Below are 24524 nucleotides of genomic sequence, written 5' to 3'. Positions count from 1 at the left end.
CTTAGGGTCGGGGGTATGTCTCTGAGCGTGACGGACGTCGATCGTTTCGAGGCCTCCAGGTATCGCCTGCAGGCTCTGGCCTACCGGTTGCTCGGCTCGGTCGGGGAGGCCGAGGACGCCGTACAGGAGACGTTCCTGAGGTGGCAGGCCGCCGACACCGGGCGGATCGAGCTGCCCGAGGCCTGGCTGACGAAGGTCCTCACCAACCTCTGCCTCAACGAGCTGACCTCCGCCCGCGCCCGCCGTGAGACCTACGTCGGCCAGTGGCTCCCCGAACCCCTCCTCGGCGGCGACCCCATGCTCGGCCCCGCCGACACGGCCGAACAGCGCGAGTCGGTGTCGTACGCCGTGCTCACCCTGATGGAGCGGCTCTCGCCGAACGAGCGCGCGGTGTACGTGCTGCGCGAGGCCTTCGACTACCCGCACCGCGAGATCGCCGAGATCCTCGACCTCACCGAGTCGGCCTGCCAGCAGATCTACCACCGCGCCAAGCAGCACGTCGCGGACGACAAGGCGCGCAGGGCCCGCGCGGAGACCGACGAGGCCGCCGCCCGCCAGATCGTCGAGGAGTTCCTCGCCGCCGCGACCAGCGGCGACACCAGCTCTCTCGTACGCCTGCTCACCGACGACGCGATGAGCGTCGGCGACGGCGGCGGGAAGATCCCCGCCCGCACCACCCCGTTCGCGGGCGCCCTGTCGGTCGCGAAGTTCCTGCGGGGCCTGTTCAAGCCCGCCCAGGTCAAGCGGGACTACGCGGGCGGCCGGGCCGAGATGTACGCCTGGACGGCGAACGGCGAGCCCGCCGCCGTCGCGGTCGTGGACGGCCGGGTCGTGGGGATCATGTGCCTGGAGGTCACCACCGAGGGCATCGTCGCGGTCCGCAACCAGGTCAACCCCGACAAGCTGACGCGGGCGACCGAGCAGTGGGCGGCCGTCGACCACGGAAAGCCGCTGTTCCTGGCGTTCTGAGCAGGCTTCGGAGGGCTGTGACGCAGCTCACATCCCGCCTCTGTCAGGAATCAAGTCCCTGTCCGGTTCAAGGTGCGAGCCCGAACCCGAACCGGACAGGAGCCCGAACCATGAAGCACCACATCGTCGTCCTCGGAGCCGGCTACGCCGGAGCGATCACCGCCGGGCGCATCGCCCGCCGGCTGCGCCGCGACGACGTCCGGATCACCCTCGTCAACGCCGAGCCCGACTTCGTCGAACGCGTCCGCATGCACCAGCTGGCCACCGGCCAGCACCTCACGCCCCGCCCGCTCGCGGACCTGTTCAAGGACACGGGCGTCGAACTCCGCATCGGCCGGGTCACGTCGGTCGACGTGGACGCGAAGACGGTCACCGTCGACGGTACGGCCGAGGAACGCCTCCCTTACGACACCCTCGTCTACGCCCTCGGCAGCCGCTGGGCCGACCAGGGCGTCCCCGGTGTCACCGAGCACGCCCACCAGATCGCGAGCCGCCCGGGCGCCCTGCGCCTGCGCGACCGCCTCACCGAACTGACCGCCGGTGCGCCCGTGGTCGTCGTCGGCGTCGGCCTCACCGGCCTCGAACTCGCCACGGAACTCGCCGAGACGCGGCCCGACCTCGACGTCGCCCTCGTCGCCCGCGGCGGTCTCGGCGACTGGCTGTCCCCCAAGGGCCGGGCCCACGTCCGCAAGGTCGCCGCGGACCTGCACATCACCGTCCACGACCACACGACGGTCACCGCCGTGGAGGACGGAGCGGTGCGTACGGCGACCACGGCCCCGATCCCCGCCACCGTCACCGTCTGGACCGCCGGCTTCGGAGTCCACCCCATCGCCGCCGCGACCTCCCTGGAGGTCACCGGCACCGGCCAGATCGTCGTGGACGACACCATGCGCTCGGTCTCGCACCCCGACGTCTACGCCGTCGGCGACGCCGCGTACGCGATGGGCCCCGGCGACAAGCCGCTGCGCATGTCCTGCGCCTCGGCCACCCCGGCCGCCTGGCAGGCCGCCGACGCGATCGCCGCCCGCCTCGCCGACGTCAAGGTCCCCAAGGCGCCGATCCGTTACTTCCACCAGTGCATCAGCCTCGGCCGCAAGCAGGGCCTCATCCAGATGGTCAAGGCCGACGACACGGTGACGGACCGCGCGTGGGCGGGGCGTGGGGCGGCCCGCTACAAGGAGTTCATCTGCAAGGGCGCGTACTGGGGGGTGGCCAAGCCGGTGATGTATCCGGTGCGGCGCCGGAAGGTCGTGGCTGGGGTGGGGGGCGGGGTGCGGGCGGTTGAGAGTACGGCTGTGTGAGGAAGGCTGGCCAAAGGGTCAGAACAGGGGGAGCCCCGGGAGACTGCGCCACTTGCGGCGTTCGATGGTGTGCTGGATGTCGGGATGGTCCTCGTCGAACCGTCGACGCTGGCGAGCGAGAGTGTCCTCGCGCAGGGCGTTCGCTTCCTCGGTCCGGCCCAGGACCGCGAGGTCGATGGCGAGATTGGAGGCGGTGCGCAGGGTGTCACGGGCGTCGTCGCCCAGCTGCTGGCGTAGGCGGGCGAGAGTGTCCTCGCCCAGGGCGACGGCCTCTTCGGTGCGGCCCAGGACCGCGAGGTCGATGGCGAGATTGCCGGCAGTGCGCAGGGTGTCGGGGGCGTCGGCGCCAATTTTGAGCCGCAGCAGATCGAGGGACTTCATGTCCAATTGGCGGGCGTCTTCGTGGCGCCCCTCGGAGGCATGGGTGTGGGCGAGGCAGGCGGCTGCCGCCAAGGTGAACCCGGAGTCTTCGCCCAGCTCCCGTTGCCAGACCCAGTGCAAATAGTGCAGCCTGCGCGCGGCCCGATGGACATCCTCTTGGCCCACCAGAACCCAACAGGCCCTGACCGCCTCGGACCGAGCGCTGTCCGTGGTGAGGTCACGCGGTTCGATGGCGAGCAGATGGGGCAGAAGTGCAGTCCGGCGCTGCTCGTCGGCCGGCGTGGTCAGCAGCCGGCTGGCTTCAACGGCGGCCTGGGTGTGCTGCTCGGAGGTGAGCTGGTTGCGCAGGACGGCCTGGGTCAGCCGGGACATCTGGATACTGCCCCCGAACACCCGGGCCAGCCCGAGCCGCTCCACCAGCATGAGGCGTTGTCGGAAGGTGTGTGGGCTGGCGTCCAGGGCGGACGGGTTCAGCGGAAAGGGGGCGGGTGCGAGCAGCACGCACGCTCGCACCAGGAGGGCTGCTTCGGCACTCTCCTCGGCCAGCCTGTCCATGCTCTTCGCCAGCTGGGAGGCCAAGGACCCCTGGTAGTCGGGTGGCCCGTCGTCATGGAGAGCATCTGCGGCACGCTCTTCCAGCAGTTGCAGGTACTGATCCGGAGGGAAGACGTACAGCGCCTCGGATGCCTGGAGCAGTGCGAGCGGCAGCAGGTCAAGGGCTTCGGCGAGTTGTGCCGCGTCCTGTTCTGTCAGGTCGCGAGTGCGGGAGGTCAGCAGGGCGACCGCGTCCGAGGGAGGCAGGACAGGGACGTCGAGTGTGATGGCGAGCTGACGCCAGTGGGGGTTGCGGGAGATGATCAGCACATGTCCGTTGCCGCTCGGCAGGAAGTTGCCGAGATCGTCGAGGGTTTCTACGTCATCGAAGATCAACAGCCACCGTGACCGGGCGACCAGCTCCAGACGGAGGGCCGCCATCACCTCGCTTTGGGAGCTGTCGGGCGGTGCGCAGCCGATGGCCAGCGCGAGTTCGACAAGGTCCGAGCTTCGCGCCCCCCGCATGTACCAGACCAGGTCGTACTCGTCGCTGAGCCGGTGCGCGTACTCGATGCCCAACTGCGTCTTGCCGACCCCGCACGGCCCTGTCAGCGCCAGGGGCCCGGCGGCGGGCGCGTCCACCAACTTGGCCCTGATCTCTGACAACAGGCCATCCCGCCCGACGAACCCGGTGTTGCGCGTGGGTACGTTCCACACGCTCGGCCGGCTCCCCGGCGACCGAGCCTCTGTCGTACTCGACGCCGGGAACGCGGGCGGAGTCACCGGTGTGGCAGCCGGGTTGGCGACCGCCCGCAGCAGCGCCTTCCGCGCCTCCTGCTCGGCCACTCCGAACAGGTCGGTGACCCCGTGCCGTTGCAAGGCCGGCGGCAGTTCGGTCTCCTTGATGCGCACCGGCACGAACTTCTCCGGTATCTGGAGCAGCGCCGGCAAATCGTCGACGGATATCTCACCTTCGCCGAGCAAGGACACAATCCGGTACTGATCGGGGAGGGTCAGCAGATCGGTGGCGAAGCTGTTTTCCGGCCGTCCGGGCCAGTCCTCGTCGATTTCGTAGCCTGCCTCCCGCAAGTTCCAGGCCACCCACTCCGCCCACGCCTGATCCGCGTTCGCGTGAGCGATGAATACGTGACCTCTCTCCGAAGGAGCGGGCGTGTCGAAACGGACGTGGGGGGAGTCAGAGCGAACCCTCGCGGTGATCGACCTGGCGACGTCCACCAGTTGATCCTCGGCGAGGCCGTAGGACGGCAGTGACTGAACGAGGGCTGGTAGGCCGCGCAGGACACGCTGGGAGCCGACGACAGGAAACACCGTGCGATCGGACTGTTCGTCCAAGGTCTGGCGGAGGAAGTAGTTCAACTCGTCACGGTGCCAAGGGTCCACGGAGTCGCGGGCCAGCAGGATGAGATGGCGGCAGGTGTCGATGGTCGCGCGAAGGCCTTCCCGCGGGCCGGCGTCCACGCTGGTCTCGAAGCTGGACAGGCCCTCCGCTGTCAACAGGGTCGCGAGTTTCCTGGCTTCCCCATGCGTCTTCGACGTACCGCAGATGTAGAAGTCGTACTCGTAATTGCCCCCACGCCGCCCCGTCCGCACCGCCGCGTCCACATACGCGTCCCGGCTCTCCGTGAACAGCCGCGCGTCCTCCAGGTTCCGGGCGATCAGCGCCGCGATGGAGGCGATGCTGTGGCTGATCAGCTGGGGGTTGCGGAAGTCCTCCGTGATCACCGGGAGGTCCTCGCCGAAGGACCAGTACGCGGAGTAGGGGACCGTGCAGTTGTCGAGGACCCGTTCCACGGGGGAACCGTCCGGGACCCAGGCGTCGTAGCTGGGCTTCAGGTCGCCGCGCAGCCTGTCACGCCATTCCGCGGCTCGCTCGTACTCCTCGCTCATGTCGAAGCGGCAGAGCAGGGGCAGCGTGAGGAGGCGCGAGCGGTCGTAGGGAAGTCCGTTGCGGGCGACGGCCGCGCGCCGCACCACGTCCAGCACACCGTCGACGTTCTGCTGGTTCGCGGTGAAGGCGAAGGCGAGGATGTGCGGCAACTGCGACGTGCAGATGCCGCCGGAGTCCGAGATCCCCGTCCGGCTGTCCACGAAGACGACGTCGTACGAGTCGATCCAGTGCTCTCGCCACTCCTCCAGCACGTTGCCGAAGTCGCGCTCCCGGTACAGCGCGTCCCAGTCGATGCTCTGCACCTTCGCTACGTAGTCGTCCCCGACAGCCCCCGCGGGGATGAGGTCGAGGGTCGCTCCGCCGGGCAGGTTGACCTGCGTGACGTCGTCGAGCGCCCCCACCCGCTCCCCCTCCCGGACCCGCAGCACCATGTCCGTCAGCCCGCTCCGGGGGACGGACATGAAGGGGCGGAAGTAGTAGTGCAGGCCGGGGGCTTCGAGGTCCCAGTCGATGCAGAGGACCCGGTAGCCCCACTGGGCCAGCAGTACGGCGGAGTTGGAGAGCAGGAAGCTGCGCCCCACGCCGCCCTTGTAGGAGTAGAACGTCGCGATCCGGCCCTGGGCCTGAGGCATGGTCATGGTCGTCACAGCCTCGGGACGGAGTTCTGCGAGGACTCGGCGTGGGCGGCCGGGCGGACGATCGGCCAGCCCTCCTGCCACTCGGGCGCGCACGCGAGACAGGCCGCGACCTCCTCGGCGACCGTACGCATCCGGTCCTGGAACCCGAGATAGGCGGGGGTGTCCCGGAACTGGGGCCCGTCGTAGCCGTACTTGGTGAGCTCCTTGTACTGCTGGATCTTCTGCGCCTCTTCGGGGAAGTGGTCGCCGTCCATGAAGTTGATCGGGTACACGAGAGTCGGCGCCTGGCCGTTCGCCGCCGACAGCGACTCCTGCCGTCGCTGCATGCTTTTCCACTCCGCCATGCACCACTCCGAACGGAAGTACGGCGGCGACCAGATCGCCACCAGGCAGCGACTGCGCAGCAGCGCCTGCTCCAGCCGTTCCGGCCAGGGTGAGCCCGCGGGTATCTCGAAGTCGACGAAGATGCGGGGGTCGTCGGGAAGCAAGTCCTCCAGATACAGCTGGAGTTCGCGGCTGAAGTGGTTCTTCACCCAGTCCCGCACATGTCCGCGATGGCTGTAACTGATGAAGACGTCGTAGTCGTAGTCCACCGTGCCCCCTCCGGCGTGCCGCACGGCGCCAAATGTAAGGCAGGGCAGTCAGTCACGTCCTGTCACTCGCCACACCTGACCTGTCACGTCGTCACGACCGGGGTTCGGAGCGGGTCAGTCTCCCTCGGCGAAGAGCTCCTCGGCGTGCTCGACCGTGACGGCTCGGGTAGCCCAGGTGTCGAGGAGGTCGAGGTCGGTGCAGGTGGTGACGCGCTCGCGCAGGGCGTCGGAGACGGGGACGCCACGAACCTCGAGGACGCGCAGGATCATCTTGGCCTCACCCTTGGCCTCACCCTCGGCTTCGCCCTGTGCCTTGCCCTCGAGGTAGACCAACTCCATCGCATGCCCCCGGCCAGGGAAGTAGTTGACGAAACCCATGATGTTCCTCCACTTTTCACCGGCGGGGCTCTCCGCCAGGGTGACATCCAGGAATTGGTAGAAGTAGTCGGCGAGTTCCCCGTCCATGCCCTGGAGGGCCTGTCACCGGAAGGTTGTCCGGTCCGATGACCAGGGGGCAGGTGCGCTGGGCCGTCCAGCCTCGTGTCCCGCATTCGAAGGGCCCGGCAGCCCACTTCGCGGTGGCCCGGTCGTGACGGTCGCCTTCTCGGACAGCGGCAGACCCAGCGCCCGGAAGACCGGCGTCAGGATCTCGGGCCGCTCCTGGAAGATCCGGTGCATGCCCTCGTGAGCTGATGTGACCATGTGCGCAAGCTAGGTGGATCAAGCGCGGGCCTGGGCGGATACCTTGGCTCGTTCATGCTTTCGGGTGGCGGGGAAACGTTCACGCGTCTCTCTGTGCCGTCTTCGGCCAGTACGCCGACTGTCCGGCCCGCCCGAGGTGAACAGGGCGGGCCGGACAGTCGGCGCTTCTTGGCTTCTACAGGATGACCTGCACCCCGCCGAACGTCACCACCAGGCTGCCGTTCGAGGCGAACGACCAGCCGAGGGCACCCGCGTACGAGGAGCAGCGGGAGCCGTTGGTGCCGGACCAGAACTGGTTGGAGCTGTCGGCGTCACCGACGTACCGGTCGTTCGCGCCGCTGTTGCAGGAGGTGTTGGAGCGGAAGACCGACGTACCGGTCTCGAAGTTGAAGTTGCGTTCCGTGTTGGCGACGGACACGTTGCTCGTGATGGTCATCTTGCCGGGGTTGCTGTTGTACGTGAACCCGTGATGCCCGTTGCCGTAGGCGATGCTGTGCTGGACGACGTGGTTGACCGCGATGGAGTCGCCGCCGAGCTTGTAGCCGTTGCGGTCACCGTTGCCGGCCTGGGAGCCGTCGCTCAGGGTTCCGTTGCCGTACGACAGCGAGTATTCGATGGTCACCGGGCCGATCGCGCCGGTGTCCGTCTTGGTGTACAGGTCCCAGCCGTCGTCGATGTTGTTGTGCGAGACGGCGTACCGGAAGACGTTGCCCGTGCCCGTCGTCAGCTTCGCCGCGAAGCCGTCCGCGTCCTCGCCGTCGGAGTCGGCGTTGTCGTGCGACTCGGCGCTGAGGATGAGGTTGTTGGACGGCCACTCGCTGCTCGGTGTGGAGGAGGCGATGCGGCCCAACTGGAGGCCCGTGTCACGGTTGTAGCGGGTCACCGTGCGCTCGACGACGTTGTTGCTGCCGCCGACGTAGATGCCGTTGTCGCCCGCCCGCTCGACGACGAGGCCGTAGATCCGCCAGTAGTTGGCGTTCAGCTGGATGCCGCGGTTCGATGAACTCTCGCTCTGCGCGGAGAAGTTGAGCACCGGCGTCTCGCCCGGGTAGGCGGACAGGAGGGTGCGGGCGCTGGACGTGCCGTTGCTGCCGGCCGGGATCGTCACGGTGGAGGAGTAGGCGTACGTCCCACCGCGCATGTAGATCGTGCCGCCGGAGGCGATGCGGCTGATCGCCGACGTCAGGGTGGTCGGCGCGGTCACCGTGCCGGCCGCGCCGTCCGTACCCGTGGGCGAGACGTACAGGGCGCTGGAGGAGGGCGGGGTGGTGGTGCCCGAGGTCTCCACGTCGACGTAGTCGATGTTCGCCAGACCGCCCGCGCTGGTCGGGTTGAGGCGGATGGTGTTGCTGCCCGCGTTCACCGGCACGGTGAACGTCTTCGTCGACCAGGTCGTCCACGCGCCGGTGCCCTCGAAGGAGGCCGATGCGGAGGTCGAGCCGTTCACGACCACGTCCGTGGCGCGGGCCGTGGTGGTGCCGTTGGCGAACCGGACGCTGACGGTCGCGGTGCCCGCGGCGGAGGCGGTGACGGTGAACTGGTTGTAGGCGCCGGACGCGTTGTTGCCGTTGCAGTAGCCGGAGCCGGAGTAGCCGGTCCACTCGGTCTCGACGGCGCCGGTGCACACGGCCGGCGAGGTCTCGGCCTCGTAGCGGGTGGTGGCGGCGTTCGCCGTGGTGCCGGAGAGGGCGACCAGGGTGCCGGCGAGCAGGCCGACGGTGGTGGCCATGGAGGCGGTGATGCGTCTCGTACGGGGACCGGAGAGCTTGGTCATGGGGGCCGTGCCCTTTCTGTTGCGGGTTGGGTGTGGCAACGTGGCGTGTCGCGTTCGTGTTCGCGTGAATGAACGTGAAGGAACACACCACGTTGCGCCGCACCTCTTCCAGAGAGGGGAAAGCGCTTTCTCCGGACCGTAAGGGCCTGCCGTGTACGCGTCAATAGACGTGTACGTGATTACTGTTCATGACCATGAACTAATGAGGGGGTTGGGGTCAGCTCTCCGTGGCCTTGGGTGCCGCCTGCTGCACCACCTCGAAGGACCACAGCGTCGCCCCGCTCGCGGCGGGCTTGGGCCGCTCACCGGCCTCACCGCTTCCACCGTGCGCGGCCTGCGCCATCCCGGCCCTCCACTTCTCGAAGTCCTCCTCGCTGCGCCAGCGCGTGTACACGAGGTAGGTGTCGGTGCCCTCGACGGGCCGCAGCAGCTCGAACCACTCGAAGCCGTCCGAACCCTCCACGGAACCGGCCCGCGCGGCGAACCGCTTCTCCAGTACCTCGCGCTGTTCCGCCGGGACGGTGAGTGCGTTGATCTTCACAATGCTCATGGGGTCATTGTCGCCGCAGGGGGCTCCTGAGCCGCGGCGGGCCGGGTGCGGAACGTGCGGCGATAGGTGTCCGGCGGTACGCCGACCGTGCGGTGGAAGTGGCGGCGCAGGGTCGTGGCGGTGCCCATGCCCGTGGCGGTCGCGATCGTGTCGACGCCGTCGTCGGTGGTCTCCAGCAGCTCCTGGGCGCGGCGGATGCGCTGGGTCAGCAGCCACTGGAGCGGGGTGGTGCCGGTCGCTGCCCGGAAGTGGCGGGTGAGGTGGCGCGAGCTCATCCCCGCCCGGCGGGCCAGGTCCTCCACCGTCAGCGGTTCGCCGAGACGTTCGATCACCCAAGGCAGCAGCGCGGCGAGCGGATGGTCGTCGCGGGCGGGGACCGGCGCGGCGACGAACTGCGCCTGCCCGCCGGCCCGGTGCGGGGGTACGACCAGTCGGCGGGCGGCGGCGTTGGCGACCGACGATCCGTGGTCCTGTCGTACGAGATGCAGGCACAGGTCCATCGCCGCGGCCTTCCCGGCGGAGGTCAGGACGGTGCCGTTGTCGACGTAGAGGACGTCCGGGTCGACCTCCACCTCGGGATGGCGGGCGGCCAGTTCATCGGTGTGCGCCCAGTGCGTGGTCGCGCGTCGGCCGTCCAGCAGCCCGGCCGCGGCCAGCACGAACGCGCCCGTGCACAGGGACGCCACCCGCGCCCCCGCCTCATGGGCCGCGCGCACCGCGTCGACCAGCTCGGCCGGCGGGTCCACGTCCACGTCCGCCCAGCCCGGCACGATCACGGTGTCCGCGTCCCGCAGCCGCTGTAGCCCGTGGTCGGGTTCGAGCCGGAACCGGCCGACCTGGACCGGGGCCGAGCCGCAGACGCTCACCTCGTACCAGGGGACGCTCACCCCGTCCGGTGCGGCACCGAACACCTCGTACGCCAGGGACAGTTCGAAGTGCAGCATGCCGTCGGTGACGGCGAGCGCGACGGTAGGGGCCATGTCCGGAATTGTACGGGGCATGTCGTTCCGGACACTCACGGTGGAGCGAGGTCGGCGCCCAGGATGGTCGTCAACGGATCAGCCGGGCAGAAACTGGGGGAGTCATGGGAGCGGGAGCCGGTCAGAAGGTCGCGGTGTTCGGGGCGTACGGGCACACCGGGCGCTTCGTGGTGGCGGAGCTGGCGGCACGCGGATTCGTGCCGGTCCTCTCCGGCCGCGACGCGGAGAAACTGAAGGTCGTAGCGGTCGAGTACGACGCGGAGGCGCGTCCCGCGTCGGTCGACGACCCGGTCTCGCTGGACCGTGCGCTGGCCGGTGCCGCGGCCGTGATCAACTGCGCGGGGCCGTTCGCGACGACCGCCGCGCCGGTGATCGAGGCGGCGCTGCGGGCCGGGATCCCGTATCTGGACGTGGCGGCGGAGATCGAGGCCAACGTGGACACGTTCGCCGGCTTCGCGGACCGTGCCCGCGCGGCGGGCGTACCGGTCGTGCCGGCGATGGCCTTCTACGGCGGGCTCGGCGACCTGCTGGCCACGGCCGCGATGGGGGAGTGGACGGCGGCCGACGAGGCGCATGTCGCGTACGGCCTGAACAGCTGGCACCCGACGCCGGGGACGCGGATCGCGGGCGAGGTCTCGCGGGGGCGGCGGGACGGCCGGCGGGTGCGGTTCAGCGGGGGGCGGCTGGAGTACCGGGACGACGCGGCTCCGGTGCTGAAGTGGACGTTTCCGGAGCCGCTGGGGGCGCGGGAGGTCATCGGGGAGTTCACGATGGCCGACGTGGTGACCGTGCCCCGGCATCTGGCGATTCCCGAGGTGCGGACGTACATGACGGTCGAGGCGGCCCGGGACCTGGCGTCGCCGGAGACCCCGGCGCCGGTCGGGGGCGGGGCGGCGGACGGGGGCGGGGCGGCGGACGGGGGCGGGGCGGCGGACGGGGGTGCGGACCGGCGGTCCGACCAGACCTTCCTGGTGGACGTGGTGGTCCGGTCGGGCGGCACGGAGCGGCGGGCGGTGGCGCGGGGCCGGGACATCTACGCCGTGACGGCGCCGCTGGTGGTGGAGGCGACGGAGCGGGTGCTCTCGGGGCGGACGAAGGTGGCGTCGGGTGTCGTGTCGGCCGGGGAGATGTTCGACGCGGCGGACTTCCTGAGGGCGCTGGCGAACCATGCGACGGTGGAACTGCCGTAAGGGCCACGGCAGTTGCTGTGCCCGGCCCGGTCACCCTTGACGTCGGGGTGGCGGGTCGGCATGGTGGGAGCGCTCCCAGACGGCTGATCTCAGCTGGCCCCTCCGCTGTCCGCTGTCCGAAAGCGTGCCTTCGTGGAAAGCGTGTGTGTGCTCATGCAGAGTCAGACCAAGCGCCGCCTGTCCCCGGCCGACCTCGACGCCCTGCTGCGGGCCTCGGCGGGTACGGGCTGCCGGGTGGAGACCGAACTGACCGACGGCTGCTACAACACGGCCTACCGGGTCCGTCTGGACGACGGCCGCCCCGCGATCGTGAAGCTCGCCCCGCTGCCGGAGGTCCCGGTCCTGCGCTATGAGCGCGGCATCATGGCGACGGAGGCGATGGTGTACCGCCGCCTGGCCGAACTCCCGGCCGAGCGACGAGTCCCCGGCCCCGAACTCCTCTACGCGGACGACGAGTTCCTCATGGTCTCCCTCCTGGAGGGCACGCCCTGGGACAAGGCGGCGACCGCCCTCCCCTCGACGGCGGCAGGCACCCTGCGCCGTGAACTGGGCGCGCTGACCGCCCGCTTCAACGCCATCACCGCGTCGGACGGCCGCTTCGGCTACCCGGCGCCGGAGTCGGGCCTGTCGGCGCCGGACTGGCGGACGGCGTTCACGCTGATGGTGGAGGCGCTGCTGGAGGACGCGGCGCACTGGAACGCGGCCCTGCCCGAAGAGCCGGACACGATCCGCAAACTGGTGGCCGAGGGCGGCTACGCCCTCGACGAGGTCACCGTCCCGCACCTGGTCCACTTCGACCTGTGGCCCGGCAACGTCTTCGTCACCGACGGCCCCGCCTCCCGTATCACCGGCCTCATCGACCACGAACGCGCCTTCTGGGGCGACCCGGCGGCCGAACTGATCTCCCTGGCCTTCGGCGGCGACGCGGGCCCGACGAGCGACGTGGTCGCCGGCTACGTGGCAGCCGGCGGCTCCCTCGACGTCACCCCGACCCACGACTTCACCCCGGCCCTCCACCACCGCCTCGCCCTCTACCAGCTCTACCTGGCCCTGATCCTCGTGGTCGAGGACGGCCCCCGCGCCACGGACGACACCGGTCATGTGGCGTGGAGCCGGGGGTACTTGGCGGAGGCGGTGGGGCGGGTGCGGGGGTTGGGGTAGGTCCGTCGATTGCGTCGGCCCTCCGGTAGGGGGCCTGACCGAGGCTGAACCTGCATGCTGCTGCGCGCGCAAGCATGGAAACGAGGAGGCCTTGTGCCGTAGCTGGCCTTGTGTGGAGGCCTCTTCCCCAACACGTTTTCCAACTGTGGTGGTGGGGTCTTGCGCTGCGTGCAGGGCGTTCACGTGCGCTCATGGGCGACTGGTCTTGGGAGGGGCTCCCGCCTTCGGTCCCGTCTGAACGTACGTGAACGGCACTGAATGAGACGGAAACTGAGACGGTCGGCCGACGGCGGTACGAGGGTGCGGCCACGGCCAATTGAGGTCTATGTGGCGGGAGATCCACAGCGCTCACGCGGTCGATGCCGTACACCCCGTGCATCGCCCAGCAGCATCAGGGATCAGCAGCGAACTGAGTTGCGGTCCGGAGACGGGCAGCTACTCGGCTGGATTGACCCGAGCCAAGGTAGCGCCTGGGTCGAGCGCGACCAGCACTCCTCCAGAACAGCTACCACTCAAGCGGCGTCGAACAAATGAATCCGATGCCAAGATGAGATGCGCCGTATTACGTATGGCCCCTGGCCGGATCCTGGTTGCAGAATTGACAGCGGCTTGATGGGTGGACAAGCAGTGACTAGCACCTCATGCTCGCCCCGCGACATAACTATGTCGATGACACATTCAGGAAATGAGGGGTTCCTATGTTTGGTTACGGAGAGAACATCAAGGTCACGTGCCCCCATTGTAGGCGTGAGACATGGGTTAGAGACGGTCATAACGACCCGTGCGAGTATTGCGGGAAAGTAATTCAGACGCACTGATCGATACAAGTGGGTGTTAATTGTCAAATCCGGCAACCTCGGCGATTCGCTTGGCGGTCAAATGGCACGGAAGGCTCGAATCCCACCGTTCGGGTGCGCGGTATTCTCGATACCCTTCCTTGGGGGTGCCTGGTACATCCTGGCGACTAAATCGGTGGATTTCGAATCTCAGTCCAGCGACCTAAATGCAAATACTCTATGGATGGGATTGGCATTCTTTCTACTATTTGTCGCAGCTGTTCTCTTGCTAGGGTTTGCCGTGGAGGCGCTGTGGACCATAGCGCTGGGGCGAGAAGTTCCAGAACAATGGTCAGCATTCGGAAGTAAAGAGAGGGCCAAAAAGAAAGCGATTGACGAGGCCAAGTCAGGAAGACTGGCAAAAGCTACTTGCCGGCCCGGCGATAACGAGGCCACGCCTGGCGTGGTTCATTGCTGGCTCGTCGTTGACCACGGCGAGGACCGACGTATGGCTGACGAGCGGTGGCCAAGAGGCCGCATCCGCTGGTATTCGTCTATGAAGTGCGAGAAATGCGGCGCCTTGGGGGCCACTCATACGGAGTGGGAGTCGGATTGCTGAGTGCAAATCCCTCAAGCTGCTGAGGCCTGATGCACCCGTAGCATTGTGCAGTGACCAGGGCGTTCACTTACCACAATTGCCATGCAGATGGCGCAGTGTGATGAGCCCTGAGCTTGGGAAGCTGAGGTGATCTACGGCCGCTTTCCGGACTGACCTGCGCCTGCGGCACCCGGACGCCAGCGAGGCGCACGGTCGGGGTCTGTTGCTGGTCGATTCCATCGCCGAGTCGTGGCACTCCGGGCCCAGCCGATTCGGCGGCACGGCGGTGTCCGCTCTCGTGTCCGACGCCTGGCCGGCGAACGAGAACTTCGGCTACGTCCTGCTGTGAGTTTGCATGTCTCGCTGGGTCTGATTGACCCGTTGGACCCGGCCAATCTCAACGGGCGGCGTTCGCACTGCCGCCGAGTGAGCGGGGGGTCGCCGTGGTGCGCTGACCTCGGCACATGCCCGCCCCCTGGTACATGTCCTACTGTTGGTACATGTCCATGAAGCGCACCAACGTCTACGCAGACCCCGAGGACCTGGCGATCATCAAGGAGGCCGCCAAGCGGCGGGGGATAAGCGAGGCCGAGATCATCCGGCAGGGCATTCACCTCGCTGCCATGGCGAACCGCGTTTGGGACGAGCCCCTGTTCTCGCGGACCTTTGAGGGGGCGGGCCGGACGCCGTCCACGGCCGACGTTCGGGACGCGGTCGCCGACGCGGTGCTGCGTGAGACCCGGACCGATCCGGGCAGCGCCGCGTGATCATCGTCATCGCCGACACGTCGGGTCTGCTGGCGGCCCTGGACTCGGCCCACCCGGAGCACGCGGCGGCCAACGAGGCGATCATGGCGGCCGGCCTGCTGGTGATGTCCCCGTTGCTGCTGGCCGAACTCGACCACGTGGCCACGCGTGAGCTCGGGCGGGAGGCAGCCTTCAGTGCGGTCGAGGACATCCGGCGCTGGATGAGCCGGGGACGCGTCGTCGTGCCGGACATCACGGAGGATCATCTGGGCGCCGCGCAGTCCGTGCGGGTCCGCTACCGCGCGCTGGACCTCGATCTCGCCGACGCGGTGAACGTGGCGCTGGCCGCCGACTACGACACCGACGCGGTCCTCACCCTCGACCGGCGCGACTTCCGTGCCGTACGGCCGCTGGGGCGGCATAAGGCCTTCCGCGTCCTCCCCGACGACCTGCCCCTCTGACTCAGCCCTGACGCTCCCCCTGAGCGATGTTCACCATCCAAGTCACCCCGAACCGGTCCGTGCACATCCCGAAGACATCGCCCCACATCTGCTTGTCCAGGGGGACCATCACCGTGCCCTCGGCCGAGAGCTTCTCCCAGTAGCCGCGCAGTTCCGGGTCGTCGTCGCCGCTGAGGCTGATCGAGTAGTTGTTGCCGATGGTCAGCGGCATGTCCGGGTGGGCGTCGGCTGCCATGAGGGTGAGGCCGGACGGGGTTTCCAGCATGCCGTGCATGATCTTGTCGGTCAGGGCGGGGTCCTCCTGGCCGAAGGAGCCGTAGGTGTTCAGGGCGAGAGTGCCGCCGAACACGTCCTTGTAGAACTCCATCGCCTGTCGAGTGGTGCCGTCGAAGCTGAGGTACGGGTTGAGGCGCGCGGCCATCAGAAACCTCCCAGGAGGAGTGCGATCTCCCTCGGAGGCTAACCGGGGCCACTGACAACGGCACCCGGTGAGTGATACCTTCGCGAAGGAATTTTTCGAACGGGAGGGGCTGGGAATGACGGTGGTCGCGGGCATAGGCAGCGGCGAGATACGGGTCGACACGGCGTACCGGCCGGCCTACCTCGTCTTCTGTGACGTCGACGAGACGCTCATCGACTGCAAGAGCATGTTCGAGTTCCTGCGCTTCCAGCTGGTGCGGAGGTACGGGGAAGAGGGAGAGCTGCGGTACCGGCTCGTCGAGGCCGACCTCAAGGGGCGGTCCGCCGCCGGGGTGGCCCGCGAGGACGTCAACCGGGCCTACTACCGCTCCTACGCCGGGGAGAGCGCCGAGGAGATGGCCGCCCTGGGGAGGGAGTGGTTCTCCCTCGCCGCTTCCGCACCCGGCTTCTTCATCGCCTCCACCGTCGCCGAACTGGCCCGGCACCGCGCGGCCGGCGCCGACATCGTGCTCGTCTCCGGCTCCTTCGCACCCTGCCTCGACCCCGTCGCCGAGTACGTCGGCGCCCGGCACGTCCTGTGCTCCTCGCCCGTCGTGCGCGACGGCCGCTACACCGGTGAGCTGCCCGAGCCCGTGATCGGCGAGGGCAAGAGGGCGGCGGCCCTGCGGCTGCTCGCCGAGCACCCGGGCGTCAACCCGCGCGACTGCTTCGCCTACGGCGACCATCCCTCCGACTTCCCCCTCCTCGACTGCGTCGGCCACCCCCGTGGCGTCGGCGACGACCCCGTCGTACGCGGTTATCTCGCCCGGCGTGCGGACCGGGCCGCGGTCGCCGTCTCCGGGTGTGCGCTCGCCTGCTGGTCCATGGGCCGCGACGAGCAGTCCGAGGGCTGCACCGGGGAGTGCGCGCTGCCGCTGGGCTGAGCGCGCGCACGGACAGAAGAGGGGCGGAGGCCGTGGTGGCCTCCGCCCCTCCCCGTGTCGCATCCGCCGGTTCAGTCGATGCTCCGGCAGATGTGCGGCTCCAGCTCCGCGTCGTCGGCGTCGCCCGCCAGGTGGAGGACGGGGCGCTTCGCCTCGGGCCCGGTGTTCAGCAGGTACCAGGTGCCGCCGCGCTGCACCGAGGCCGAAGCGCCGTTGGCCAGGACGTGCAGGGTGCGATGGGGGGTCGTGGTCGGCAAGGTGAGCATGGGTTCTCCTGAAGGCCGTTGATGGTCTGCGCACGCGTGGGGTTTCTCCGTCGTGGTGCTGATGGCTTGCTCGGCTGTCCGTCCGCTACCTCGCCCCCGCCAGCGCCGGCTCGCGCAGCGGCACCCGCGTCTGCGTCCGCTCCCTCGCCGGGCGGGCGTGCGCTGTCGGCGCCCAGCGGAACAGGGCCGAGCCGACCGACATACCGCCCCCGAAGGCCGACAGGACCGTCAGGTCGCCCTCGGTGAACAGGCCGCGGCGGTGGGCCACGTCCAGGGTGATCGGGACGGACGCGGCGCCGGTGTTGCCGTGGTGGGCGAGGGCGAGGTGCATCCGGGCGGTGTCCAGGCCGAGCGCGGGCCACACCTCCGCCAGCATCACGCCGTTGGCCTGGTGCGGGACGAAGTGCCGTACGGAACGGGCGGGTACGGCCGCCCTGGCCAGCAACTCATGGATCGCACCCGGCAGGTTGTCGTGCACGAAACCGCGCACCCCGCGCCCGTCCATCGTGAACCAGTGCGCGCCCTCCGCCACCGTCTGCGCCGACGCCGGCCGCCTGCTGCCGCCCGCCGGCACGCTGATCAGCCGGTGCTGGTCGCCTCGGGTCGTCAGACTGGTGGTGATGCCTCCGGTCGCGGCCGGTACGGGCCCGAGGACGACGGCCCCCGCGCCGTCGCCGAACAGGATGGCCGTCTTGCGGTCGGCCGGATCCAGGATGCGCGAGTAGACGTCCGCGCCGATGACCAGGGCGTACGGCCCCTGCCCCGACGCCGTTCCCGGCTCGGCGCGCAGCATGCGGTCCGCCGCCGTCAGCGCGAACATGAAGCCGCTGCACACCGAGTTGACGTCGAACGCGGCGGCCCGGCGCGCTCCGATGAGGTCGGTGACGATGGCGGCGGTGGCGGGCTGGGGGTGGTCCGGGGTGGAGGTGGCGACGATGACGTACGCGATCTGGTCCGAGGTCAGGCCCGCCTGGCGAAGGGCTCGTTGGGCCGCGTGCGCCGCGAGGTCCGACGTGGCCTCGTGCGGGGCGGCGCGGTGTCGTCGTCGTATGCCGGTCTTGCGTTCGATCCACTCGGCGGTCACACCGGCCGCCGCGCCGACCTCGTCGTTGTGGGCGACGGTGGCGGGGAGGTAGGAGCCGGTGGCGATGATGCCGATGGAGGAGCCGGGGTCGGTCATGGTCACTCCTGAGGTCGCAACGGATGGAAGTCCCAACGGATGGAAGTCCCAACGGATGGAAGTCCCAACGGATGGAAGTCCCAACGGATGGAAGTCCCAACGGATGGAAGTCCCAACGGGCGGAAGTCGTAACGGGCGGAAGTCGTAACGGACGTATGCATACGGTCAGTTCGCGGGCCGCGTCGTGAACTCCCCGAAGCTCGGGCCCTGGAGCTTGAGCTGGGCGTGGATGTCGCCGCCGAGGCCGAAGTGGCCGATGGCACCGCCGTAGTTCTGCTGGTAGCTCATCCACAGCACGACCACGTTGATCACCCGGTTCGCGCCGGGGGTGCCCGGCGCCGGGAAGGGGTTGGGGAGGCTCGCCCGGTAGTGCGCCATGCCGTTGCTGTCGCTGATGAACGCGTTCGGCACGCCGAGCGGGCCGGGACGGGTCGGGCCCGCCGGGTCGAGGTCGTGCTCGCGCAGCGACATGACCGTGTAGAGGCTGTCGGGGATCAGGCCCGTGAAGGCGAAGGAGAAGTCGGCGCCGCGCCCGTGTGCCGGCACATGCACCTCCAACTGCCCGCGTGCCTTGGTCCACTGGCCCAGCGTGATCGGCTCACGCAGCTTCGGACCGTCCTCCTCGCGCAGGTCCGGGATGGGCGCCCCGTGCAGCGGATAGCTCGGCCGGCGCACGTCGTGCGCGTCGGGGCGTTGCTCCGGGGCGAACAGCATCGGGTAGTTGTTGCAGGGAAGGGGGAGAGGGAGCGTGAACAGCTGGACCTGGGCGTCGGGCCCGGTGGGGTCGGTGAGGTCGAGCTCGCGGACGATGTCGTACGGCAGGTTCTGGCCGAGCGGGGGCAGCGGGCTGTCCGGGGAGACCACCGCACCGCCCCACCCGGAGACGGTGGAGCCGTCCGCGCCGGGCCGGTTGACGCGGCCGATGACGACGAAGTCGCCGTTCTCGTCCACGATCTCGCTCGGCGGGTAGAGGGGTCCCTGGGTGGTGACGCTCAGGTCGTAGGTGCGGGTCATGGGGGCGGCGGGGGCGGGCGCCGCAACCGCGGGGACCGTGGGGGTGGCTACGGGTGCCGCGGGGGCCACGGGGGAGATGGTCATGTCGGGTGCTCCTTCGCGGATACGGACGGCCGGCCGCGCAACGCCGCGCGGGTGCACAGGAGTTCAGCGGCCGGCCGTGGGGCGGGAAGGGGAGTCGGCGTCAGGCGGTGACGCGCTCGTAGATGCGGGTGTACAGGCCGTTGTCGCCTCCGGTGATGTAGGTGTCGCCCGCCTCGCGGACGATCTGCTGGTAGCGGGGGGAGGTGAACGCCTCCATGTACTTCGCCGGGTCGGCGTCGAAGCCGGACACGAACATCACGCCGGGCTCGGTGCTGGCCAGCGAGTGGAAGGCCTGGAAGCTCTTGACCTCGTCCGTGGTGCGCACGACGTCGAAGATGGTCTCCTCGCGCCAGGCGCGGTACTGCCGGTAGACCCGCGGCACGACCTCGACGTGCCGCATCTGCACGTAGTGCGTGTCGGGCAGCGCGCCGGCGGCCGGCTTGGGCGCCTCGACGAACTGCAGGAACTGGCGGCGGAAGTCACCCTCGCCCAGCGGGCCGACGGCCTCCCACAGCTTCCACCAGTCGGCGCGCAGCTCCTCCATCTGCTCGAACCCGCGGTCCAGCGAGGCGAGTTCGAGGACGGAGTTGCTCTCCAGACCGCGGTAGAGGATGCGTCCTTCGAAGCCGGACGCGTCGTTGTGGGCCTGCCAGGCCTCGGCGACGGCGTCGAGCTGCTCGGGCTTGGCGAACAGTTCGGTGGCGGTGATGAGGGCGGCGGAAGCGGACATGACGGATCTCCTTGAGTGCGTGAGTGCGTGAGTGCGTGAGTGCGTGAGTGCGTGAGTGCGTGCGTGATGTGCGTGCGTACGGGCGTGTGTACGACGGGAGTCGCGGAGTCGTGCGGTGCTCAGACGGTGGCCAGCACCGGCTCCGCCGGCGTGATCGTCTGCCGCGCGTTGCGCAGCGTGTGCTCCACGGCGAACTGGCCCCGGCGGTGCTCCTTGGCCTCGATGACCGGGGCGTCGAAGGCCGTGTAGGTGACGGTGGTGATGGAGGCGCGGCGGTCGGCCTGGTGCAGGGAGATCTCCGCGGCGAAGGACAGCCGGTCCGGGTTGTCGAGCTCGGCGCGCAGGGAGTGGTAGACGACGGTGGCGTCGACCGGGAAGAGGAAGTTCTCGAAGGTCGTGTTCATCGACTCGATGACGTAGTAGTACGAGCGGTCCAGGTAGCGGGCGGCGTGGTAGCGCTCGCTGACCGCGAGGAACATCTGCCGGGCCGCCTCGACGGCGACCATGCCCTGGACGTGCTCGCCGGTCTGGTGGTCGATGAGCAGTTCGTTGTCGTTGTGGACCCGCAGGGTGGCGGAGAAGAGGTCCGCCCCGTCCCGCCTGAGGTCGGCTATCAGGGTGTTGTCGCTTCGGTGTTTGTGGGCCTCGCCGCGGCCGGCCAGGGCCGGCGGGCGGAAGTCGAGGTCGAGGCGGTCGCCCAGGCCGAGCAGCAGGGCCGCGTCCCGGACCAGGTCCGCGTCCTCGGCGGTGACGCCCTGACCGGCGCGGACCCGGACCGGCCGGCTGTCCCAGGAGTACACCCCGAGGCGCATCTCCTCGATGAACTGGCTGACGGTGAGAACGTCCTGCTGGGCGGCGAATCCGGCGAAACGGTCACCGACGAGCAGCAGGGTCCGGAGGGAGGCTGTGGCTGACATGGGTGTCTCCTTGGGTGTCCTTGACGAGGGAGGAGCATCGGAGTCATACGGGCCTGCCGCCTCTTCCGCACCGGATCTCCTGGGGATTCCCGGGGTGGCGGGGCCGATGTGAAAGACCGTAGAGGAGTCTCGGCCTGAGTGCAACCATCTAGTTGGTTTTTCTGGTTCACCTGAACCATCCAGTTGGTTGTGCCGTGGACTACGCTGTTCCCATGGCTGAGACACCCAAGGCGCAGGCGACCCGCGCCAAGCTTCTGGAAGCCGCCGAGGCGGAGTTCTCCGAGCACGGGCTCGCGGGTGCCCGCGTGGACCGCATCGCCGAGCGCTCCGGCGTCAACAAGCAGCGGATCTATGCCTACTTCGGCAACAAGGAAGCCCTGTTCGCGGCCGTGATGACCAAGGTCTACGCCCATATGTCGGACGCCGTCCCCATCCCCGTCACGGAGGAGGGGCTGCGCTCCTACGTGGGCGAGGTCTTCGACTACCACCGCCAGTCCGACCTGGTGCGGCTGCTGGCCTGGGAGGGTCTGCACTACCGGGACAAGCCGATCCCGGACGAGAAGGAGCGCGAGACGTACTACGTGCACAAGACGGCCGCGCTCAGCCTCGCCCTCGGTGTCGACGACCCCGCGACCGCCGCCCGCGTGCTCATCGCCCTGATCGGCATCGCCTCCTGGCCGTTCATCGTGCCGCAGCAGCGCCGGCTGATGCTGGGCCCGGACGGGGACACGGAGAGCGGATGGGCGCTGCTGCGGGCGAGCGTGGTGGCACACGGGCACTCGATCATCGACAACGTGCTACAGGGGTCGGTCTGAGCGGCACCGCCTCGTAAGTCGGCCGTACGGCAAGGGAGTCCGGGATTTCCCGGGCTCCCTTTCTGCTGGTCGGCAGGGTGTAACCATCTGGTTGGTTCTTAAAAACCAACTAGATGGTTGCGGACTCTCCTGAACCGGGCTACCTTCTTCATCACCAGGCCGGACCCGCTCAGTCGGGGGCCGCCGGTGAGATGTGACGAACCGTCAATCAGGGGCGCGAGCCCGGAAACCGAGGTCCCCGTGAACAGCACCACGCCCGTCATCGTCGTCAGCGGCGCCACCGGCGGCATGGGCTCGGCCGTGGTCGAGGAACTGGCCCGGTCGGACGCCACCGTCGTCCTGCTCGGCCGGGACGCTGCCCGTCTGGAACGGGCCCGGCGGGAGATCGACGCCCGCTCGGGCGGTGCGGGGCGGCTCGTGACGTACGAGACCGACATCAACTCCACCGCCTCGGTCGACGCCACGGTCGCCGTCCTGGTCGCCGAGCTCGGCCGGGTGGACGGCCTGGTGCACACCGCCGGCGACGGCCCGCTCGCCCCGCTCGCCGAAGCCGACGACGCGATGTGGCAGGCCACCTTCAACGGCAAGCTGATGGGGGCCGTACGGCTCACCCGGGCGCTCGCCGGTCCGCTGGCCGAGGGCGACGGTGGCTCGGTCGTCCTGGTCAGCGGTGTCTTCCGCAAGGACCCCGACCCGCTCTTCCCGGTGAACAGCGCGGTCAACGCCGCCGTCGCGGCCTTCGCCAAGGCCGTCTCCAAGGACCTCGGGCGCCGGGGCGTCCGGGTCAACGTCCTCGACCCCGGTGCCGTCCGCACCCCCCTGTGGGACGAGATCGCGGGGGCGATCGGCGACCGCACCGGCGCCACCGCCGACGAGGTCACCGCCCAGGTCGCCGCCCAGACCCCGCTGGGCAGACTGGCCGACCCGGAGGACGTGGCCCGCCTCGCGGCCTTCCTCCTCTCGCCCGCCGCCCGGCACCTCACCGGCGCCGCCCTCACCCTCGACGGCGGAGCCTCGGCCGGCCTCTAGGGCCGGTCCGCCCTCTCCTTCAGCTCGACCCTCAACCCACCTGCGCCACAAGGAGCTTCGTCATGCCCATCCTCTCCATGACCACCTGGCCGAACCAGACCGACGAGAAGTGCCAGGAGCTGATCGAGGAGCTCACCGCGACCGTGCACCGGGTCATCGGGGCACCCCTCGACAAGATCACCGTCTTCATCCAGGAGATCCCGCAGAACCGCTGGGGCGAGGGCGGGGTGCTCGGCACCGACCCGGAGTTCGCCGAGCTCAGCCGCCGCCGCGCCGCGCCGGTGGACGCCTGAGCCAACCCGCCCCGGCCCTCCCTGGCGAGGCCCCTCCCCCCACCACCCCTTCCTCTCACAAGGAGAGTTCCCATGGCCATCCTGACCCGGCCCGCGCGGACCGACCGGCCCCGCACCCCGGACGGAACGGCGGCGGACCCGTCCGCCCCCGCCTCCCCCTCGACCTCCTCCACCACCACCGTCCTCGCGGCGGCCCTGCTCGCCTTCTTCGTCATCTCCCTCGACGGCTCGGTCGTCAACGTGGCCCTCCCGGCCATCTCCCACAGCCTCGGCGGCACCATGGCCGACCTCCAGTGGATCGTCGACGGCTACACCCTGATGTTCGCGGCGTTCATGCTGTCGGCCGGTACCTTCTCGGACCGGATCGGTGCCAGCCGCGCCTACGCCTGGGGTCTGGCCTCCTTCACCGTCGCGTCCCTGGCCTGCGGTGTCGCCCCCAACCTGGGCACGCTGATCGGCGCCCGGATGGTGCAGGGCGGTGCGGCGGCGCTCATGGTGCCTGCCTCGCTCGCGCTGATCCGGCAGACCTACACCGACCCCGGCAAGCGGGCGCGGGCCATCGCGATCTGGACGGCGGCCGGTTCGGTGGCCGTGGCGGTCGGGCCGGTCATCGGCGGCATGCTCACCAGCGGGCTGAGCTGGCGCGCGGTGTTCTACCTGAACCTCCCGGTCGGTGCCCTCGGGCTCGCCCTGCTGACCCGTATCGCCCCCTCGCCGCGCCGGGCGGCCCCGGTCGACCTGGTCGGGCAGCTGTCGGTGGTGGCGTCCCTGGCCGGTCTGACGTACGCCGTGATCGAGGGCGGCCGTGCGGGCTGGGGGAGCGTGGACGTGCTGGGCACGCTGGCGCTGGCCGCGGTGGGGATCGCGGTGTTCGTGGCGACGCAGTCGCGGCGTGAGCAGCCGATGGTGCCGCTGAGCATCTTCAAGAACCGCACGGTCCTCGTCTGCCTCGCGGCGGGCTTCACCATCAACGCGGTCTTCTACGGCACGATCTTCCTGCTCGGCATGTACTTCCAGCAGGTGCGCGGCGCCTCCCCGGTCAGCACCGGCGCGATGTTCATCCCGATGTGCGCGCTGATCTCCGTCGTCAACATGGCGGGCGTCAAGCTCGCCGCCCGTAAGGGCGCCTGGGTGCCGATGACGATCGGCCAGCTGGTGATGACGGCGGGCTCGCTGCTGATGCTGACGGTCACCTCCTCCACGTCGTACTGGATCCCCGTGCTGCTCCTCGTCCCGATCGGCCTGGGCGGCGGACTCGCGGTGCCCTCTCTCACCGCGGCCATCCTGGAGAACATCGACGGCGACCGGGCGGGTACGGCGGCGGCGGTGCTCAACACCTTCCGCCAGGTGGGCAGTTGCATCGCGGTGGCCGCCTTCGGCGCGCTGATCGCGGACACGGGGCACTTCCAGCGGGGCTTCGACACGAGCTTCGTGGCGTGTGTGGTGATGCTGCTGGCCACGGCGGCGGGTACGGCGGTGCTGCTGCCGCGGGGCGCCAAGAAGGGCGGTGCGTCGTAGGACTTCGGCCGCGGGTTCGTCGTGGCTGGTCGCGCAGTTCCCCGCGCCCCTCGGGTGGGCGCGGGGGAC

Annotated in this window: 23 protein-coding genes and 1 pseudogene; 12 read left to right on the top strand and 12 right to left on the bottom strand. The window is 69.5% G+C overall.

Features of this window, described 5'->3' with window-relative positions:
- The first annotated feature begins 15 nt into the window (after positions 1-15).
- Together ACIHIX_RS10795 and ACIHIX_RS10790 are read left to right on the top strand one after the other, a co-directional pair.
- On the top strand, positions 16-969 hold the full coding sequence (locus ACIHIX_RS10795) for an RNA polymerase sigma-70 factor (RefSeq protein ID WP_399952885.1): 954 nt from the start codon (positions 16-18) through the stop codon (positions 967-969).
- A 110-nt stretch (positions 970-1079) separates the two neighbouring features.
- Positions 1080-2273, top strand: a complete 1194-nt coding sequence (locus ACIHIX_RS10790) for an NAD(P)/FAD-dependent oxidoreductase (protein ID WP_399952884.1) — start codon at positions 1080-1082, stop codon at positions 2271-2273.
- 18 nt (positions 2274-2291) lie between these two features.
- Here ACIHIX_RS10790 and fxsT read toward each other — a convergent pair whose 3' ends face one another.
- From fxsT to ACIHIX_RS10760, 6 genes are all read right to left on the bottom strand, one after another.
- Positions 2292-5735 carry an FxSxx-COOH system tetratricopeptide repeat protein gene (gene fxsT, locus ACIHIX_RS10785; RefSeq protein ID WP_399952881.1) on the bottom strand — a complete coding sequence of 1148 codons (3444 nt, stop codon included), beginning with the start codon at positions 5733-5735 and terminating at the stop codon, positions 2292-2294.
- A gap of 5 nt (positions 5736-5740) precedes the next feature.
- On the bottom strand, positions 5741-6352 hold the full coding sequence (locus ACIHIX_RS10780; RefSeq protein WP_399952878.1) for a TIR domain-containing protein: 612 nt from the start codon (positions 6350-6352) through the stop codon (positions 5741-5743).
- Positions 6353-6442: 90 nt separating this feature from the next.
- Complete coding sequence (locus ACIHIX_RS10775; RefSeq protein ID WP_399952876.1) at positions 6443-6793, bottom strand: hypothetical protein; 351 nt, start codon at positions 6791-6793, stop codon at positions 6443-6445.
- 412 nt (positions 6794-7205) lie between these two features.
- Positions 7206-8759 carry a carbohydrate-binding protein gene (locus ACIHIX_RS10770; RefSeq protein WP_399953776.1) on the bottom strand — a complete coding sequence of 518 codons (1554 nt, stop codon included), beginning with the start codon at positions 8757-8759 and terminating at the stop codon, positions 7206-7208.
- Positions 8760-9021: 262 nt separating this feature from the next.
- The gene (locus ACIHIX_RS10765) at positions 9022-9354 is read right to left on the bottom strand and encodes an antibiotic biosynthesis monooxygenase family protein (protein ID WP_399952873.1); all 333 of its coding nucleotides are present in this window, start codon (positions 9352-9354) and stop codon (positions 9022-9024) included.
- Complete coding sequence (locus ACIHIX_RS10760) at positions 9351-10334, bottom strand: helix-turn-helix domain-containing protein (protein ID WP_399952870.1); 984 nt, start codon at positions 10332-10334, stop codon at positions 9351-9353. Before ACIHIX_RS10760 ends, ACIHIX_RS10765 begins: the two co-directional genes overlap by 4 nt.
- 104 nt (positions 10335-10438) lie before the next feature.
- Between ACIHIX_RS10760 and ACIHIX_RS10755 the strand changes: the two genes are divergently transcribed.
- The 5 genes and pseudogenes from ACIHIX_RS10755 to ACIHIX_RS10735 all read left to right on the top strand — a co-directional run bounded on the left by ACIHIX_RS10755 (position 10439) and on the right by ACIHIX_RS10735 (position 15266).
- Positions 10439-11524, top strand: coding sequence for a saccharopine dehydrogenase family protein (locus ACIHIX_RS10755; protein WP_399952867.1), 1086 nt, complete (start codon positions 10439-10441; stop codon positions 11522-11524).
- A gap of 153 nt (positions 11525-11677) precedes the next feature.
- A complete protein-coding gene (locus ACIHIX_RS10750; RefSeq protein ID WP_399952864.1) occupies positions 11678-12685 on the top strand; it encodes a phosphotransferase family protein in 1008 nt (335 codons plus the stop codon).
- 1537 nt (positions 12686-14222) lie between these two features.
- Positions 14223-14408: pseudogene (locus ACIHIX_RS10745) on the top strand (hypothetical protein); the annotation flags it as partial.
- 151 nt (positions 14409-14559) lie between these two features.
- Entirely contained in the window at positions 14560-14826 is a 267-nt protein-coding gene (locus ACIHIX_RS10740) for a CopG family transcriptional regulator (protein WP_399952861.1), read from the top strand.
- On the top strand, positions 14823-15266 hold the full coding sequence (locus ACIHIX_RS10735; protein ID WP_399952858.1) for a PIN domain-containing protein: 444 nt from the start codon (positions 14823-14825) through the stop codon (positions 15264-15266). The genes ACIHIX_RS10740 and ACIHIX_RS10735 overlap by 4 nt, the downstream gene beginning before the upstream one ends.
- A gap of 1 nt (position 15267) precedes the next feature.
- On the opposite strand, the gene ACIHIX_RS10730 is transcribed toward ACIHIX_RS10735, so the two are convergent.
- Positions 15268-15687 (bottom strand): VOC family protein, encoded by a 420-nt coding sequence (locus ACIHIX_RS10730; protein WP_399952855.1) that lies wholly within the window; start codon positions 15685-15687, stop codon positions 15268-15270.
- Between the two features lie 115 nt (positions 15688-15802).
- On the opposite strand from ACIHIX_RS10730, the gene ACIHIX_RS10725 reads away from it, so the two are divergent.
- A complete protein-coding gene (locus ACIHIX_RS10725) occupies positions 15803-16609 on the top strand; it encodes an HAD family hydrolase (RefSeq protein ID WP_399952852.1) in 807 nt (268 codons plus the stop codon).
- Positions 16610-16680: 71 nt separating this feature from the next.
- Here the strand turns inward: ACIHIX_RS10725 and ACIHIX_RS10720 are convergent, their stop codons facing one another.
- The 5 genes from ACIHIX_RS10720 to ACIHIX_RS10700 all read right to left on the bottom strand — a co-directional run bounded on the left by ACIHIX_RS10720 (position 16681) and on the right by ACIHIX_RS10700 (position 20800).
- A complete protein-coding gene (locus ACIHIX_RS10720; protein ID WP_399952849.1) occupies positions 16681-16875 on the bottom strand; it encodes a hypothetical protein in 195 nt (64 codons plus the stop codon).
- An 85-nt stretch (positions 16876-16960) separates the two neighbouring features.
- Positions 16961-18055, bottom strand: coding sequence for a 3-oxoacyl-ACP synthase III family protein (locus ACIHIX_RS10715; protein WP_399952845.1), 1095 nt, complete (start codon positions 18053-18055; stop codon positions 16961-16963).
- Positions 18056-18220: 165 nt separating this feature from the next.
- Complete coding sequence (locus ACIHIX_RS10710; protein ID WP_399952842.1) at positions 18221-19153, bottom strand: hypothetical protein; 933 nt, start codon at positions 19151-19153, stop codon at positions 18221-18223.
- A gap of 100 nt (positions 19154-19253) precedes the next feature.
- Positions 19254-19883, bottom strand: a complete 630-nt coding sequence (locus ACIHIX_RS10705) for a hypothetical protein (RefSeq protein WP_399952839.1) — start codon at positions 19881-19883, stop codon at positions 19254-19256.
- Between the two features lie 119 nt (positions 19884-20002).
- Entirely contained in the window at positions 20003-20800 is a 798-nt protein-coding gene (locus tag ACIHIX_RS10700; RefSeq protein WP_399952836.1) for an AfsA-related hotdog domain-containing protein, read from the bottom strand.
- Positions 20801-21012: 212 nt separating this feature from the next.
- Between ACIHIX_RS10700 and ACIHIX_RS10695 the strand changes: the two genes are divergently transcribed.
- From ACIHIX_RS10695 to ACIHIX_RS10680, 4 genes are all read left to right on the top strand, one after another.
- On the top strand, positions 21013-21615 hold the full coding sequence (locus ACIHIX_RS10695) for a TetR/AcrR family transcriptional regulator (RefSeq protein ID WP_399952833.1): 603 nt from the start codon (positions 21013-21015) through the stop codon (positions 21613-21615).
- Between the two features lie 240 nt (positions 21616-21855).
- Complete coding sequence (locus ACIHIX_RS10690; RefSeq protein ID WP_399952830.1) at positions 21856-22644, top strand: SDR family NAD(P)-dependent oxidoreductase; 789 nt, start codon at positions 21856-21858, stop codon at positions 22642-22644.
- A gap of 62 nt (positions 22645-22706) precedes the next feature.
- The gene (locus ACIHIX_RS10685) at positions 22707-22937 is read left to right on the top strand and encodes a 4-oxalocrotonate tautomerase family protein (protein WP_399952827.1); all 231 of its coding nucleotides are present in this window, start codon (positions 22707-22709) and stop codon (positions 22935-22937) included.
- A 72-nt stretch (positions 22938-23009) separates the two neighbouring features.
- Entirely contained in the window at positions 23010-24455 is a 1446-nt protein-coding gene (locus ACIHIX_RS10680) for an MFS transporter (protein ID WP_399952824.1), read from the top strand.
- Positions 24456-24524 lie beyond the last annotated feature (69 nt).

Origin of the sequence: Streptomyces sp. NPDC051913 (genome assembly GCF_044593635.1) — a bacterium.
Taxonomy (GTDB): Bacteria; Actinomycetota; Actinomycetes; order Streptomycetales; family Streptomycetaceae; genus Streptomyces.
The sequence above is the reverse complement of the archived record's forward strand: the minus strand, read 5'-3'. Positions and strand labels throughout refer to the sequence as shown.

Excerpts from the sequence above, each read along its gene's own strand:
- ACIHIX_RS10795 (WP_399952885.1), top strand. The coding sequence starts at position 16 with ATGTCTCTGAGCGTGACGGACGTCGATCGTTTCGAGGCCTCCAGGTAT.
- ACIHIX_RS10790 (WP_399952884.1), top strand. The coding sequence starts at position 1,080 with ATGAAGCACCACATCGTCGTCCTCGGAGCCGGCTACGCCGGAGCGATC.
- fxsT (WP_399952881.1), bottom strand. The coding sequence starts at position 5,735 with ATGACCATGCCTCAGGCCCAGGGCCGGATCGCGACGTTCTACTCCTAC.
- ACIHIX_RS10775 (WP_399952876.1), bottom strand. The coding sequence starts at position 6,793 with ATGGACGGGGAACTCGCCGACTACTTCTACCAATTCCTGGATGTCACC.
- ACIHIX_RS10770 (WP_399953776.1), bottom strand. The coding sequence starts at position 8,759 with ATGGCCACCACCGTCGGCCTGCTCGCCGGCACCCTGGTCGCCCTCTCC.
- ACIHIX_RS10765 (WP_399952873.1), bottom strand. The coding sequence starts at position 9,354 with ATGAGCATTGTGAAGATCAACGCACTCACCGTCCCGGCGGAACAGCGC.
- ACIHIX_RS10760 (WP_399952870.1), bottom strand. The coding sequence starts at position 10,334 with ATGGCCCCTACCGTCGCGCTCGCCGTCACCGACGGCATGCTGCACTTC.
- ACIHIX_RS10755 (WP_399952867.1), top strand. The coding sequence starts at position 10,439 with ATGGGAGCGGGAGCCGGTCAGAAGGTCGCGGTGTTCGGGGCGTACGGG.
- ACIHIX_RS10750 (WP_399952864.1), top strand. The coding sequence starts at position 11,678 with ATGCAGAGTCAGACCAAGCGCCGCCTGTCCCCGGCCGACCTCGACGCC.
- ACIHIX_RS10740 (WP_399952861.1), top strand. The coding sequence starts at position 14,560 with ATGTCCATGAAGCGCACCAACGTCTACGCAGACCCCGAGGACCTGGCG.
- ACIHIX_RS10730 (WP_399952855.1), bottom strand. The coding sequence starts at position 15,687 with ATGGCCGCGCGCCTCAACCCGTACCTCAGCTTCGACGGCACCACTCGA.
- ACIHIX_RS10725 (WP_399952852.1), top strand. The coding sequence starts at position 15,803 with ATGACGGTGGTCGCGGGCATAGGCAGCGGCGAGATACGGGTCGACACG.
- ACIHIX_RS10720 (WP_399952849.1), bottom strand. The coding sequence starts at position 16,875 with ATGCTCACCTTGCCGACCACGACCCCCCATCGCACCCTGCACGTCCTG.
- ACIHIX_RS10715 (WP_399952845.1), bottom strand. The coding sequence starts at position 18,055 with ATGACCGACCCCGGCTCCTCCATCGGCATCATCGCCACCGGCTCCTAC.
- ACIHIX_RS10710 (WP_399952842.1), bottom strand. The coding sequence starts at position 19,153 with ATGACCATCTCCCCCGTGGCCCCCGCGGCACCCGTAGCCACCCCCACG.
- ACIHIX_RS10705 (WP_399952839.1), bottom strand. The coding sequence starts at position 19,883 with ATGTCCGCTTCCGCCGCCCTCATCACCGCCACCGAACTGTTCGCCAAG.
- ACIHIX_RS10700 (WP_399952836.1), bottom strand. The coding sequence starts at position 20,800 with ATGTCAGCCACAGCCTCCCTCCGGACCCTGCTGCTCGTCGGTGACCGT.
- ACIHIX_RS10695 (WP_399952833.1), top strand. The coding sequence starts at position 21,013 with ATGGCTGAGACACCCAAGGCGCAGGCGACCCGCGCCAAGCTTCTGGAA.
- ACIHIX_RS10685 (WP_399952827.1), top strand. The coding sequence starts at position 22,707 with ATGCCCATCCTCTCCATGACCACCTGGCCGAACCAGACCGACGAGAAG.
- ACIHIX_RS10680 (WP_399952824.1), top strand. The coding sequence starts at position 23,010 with ATGGCCATCCTGACCCGGCCCGCGCGGACCGACCGGCCCCGCACCCCG.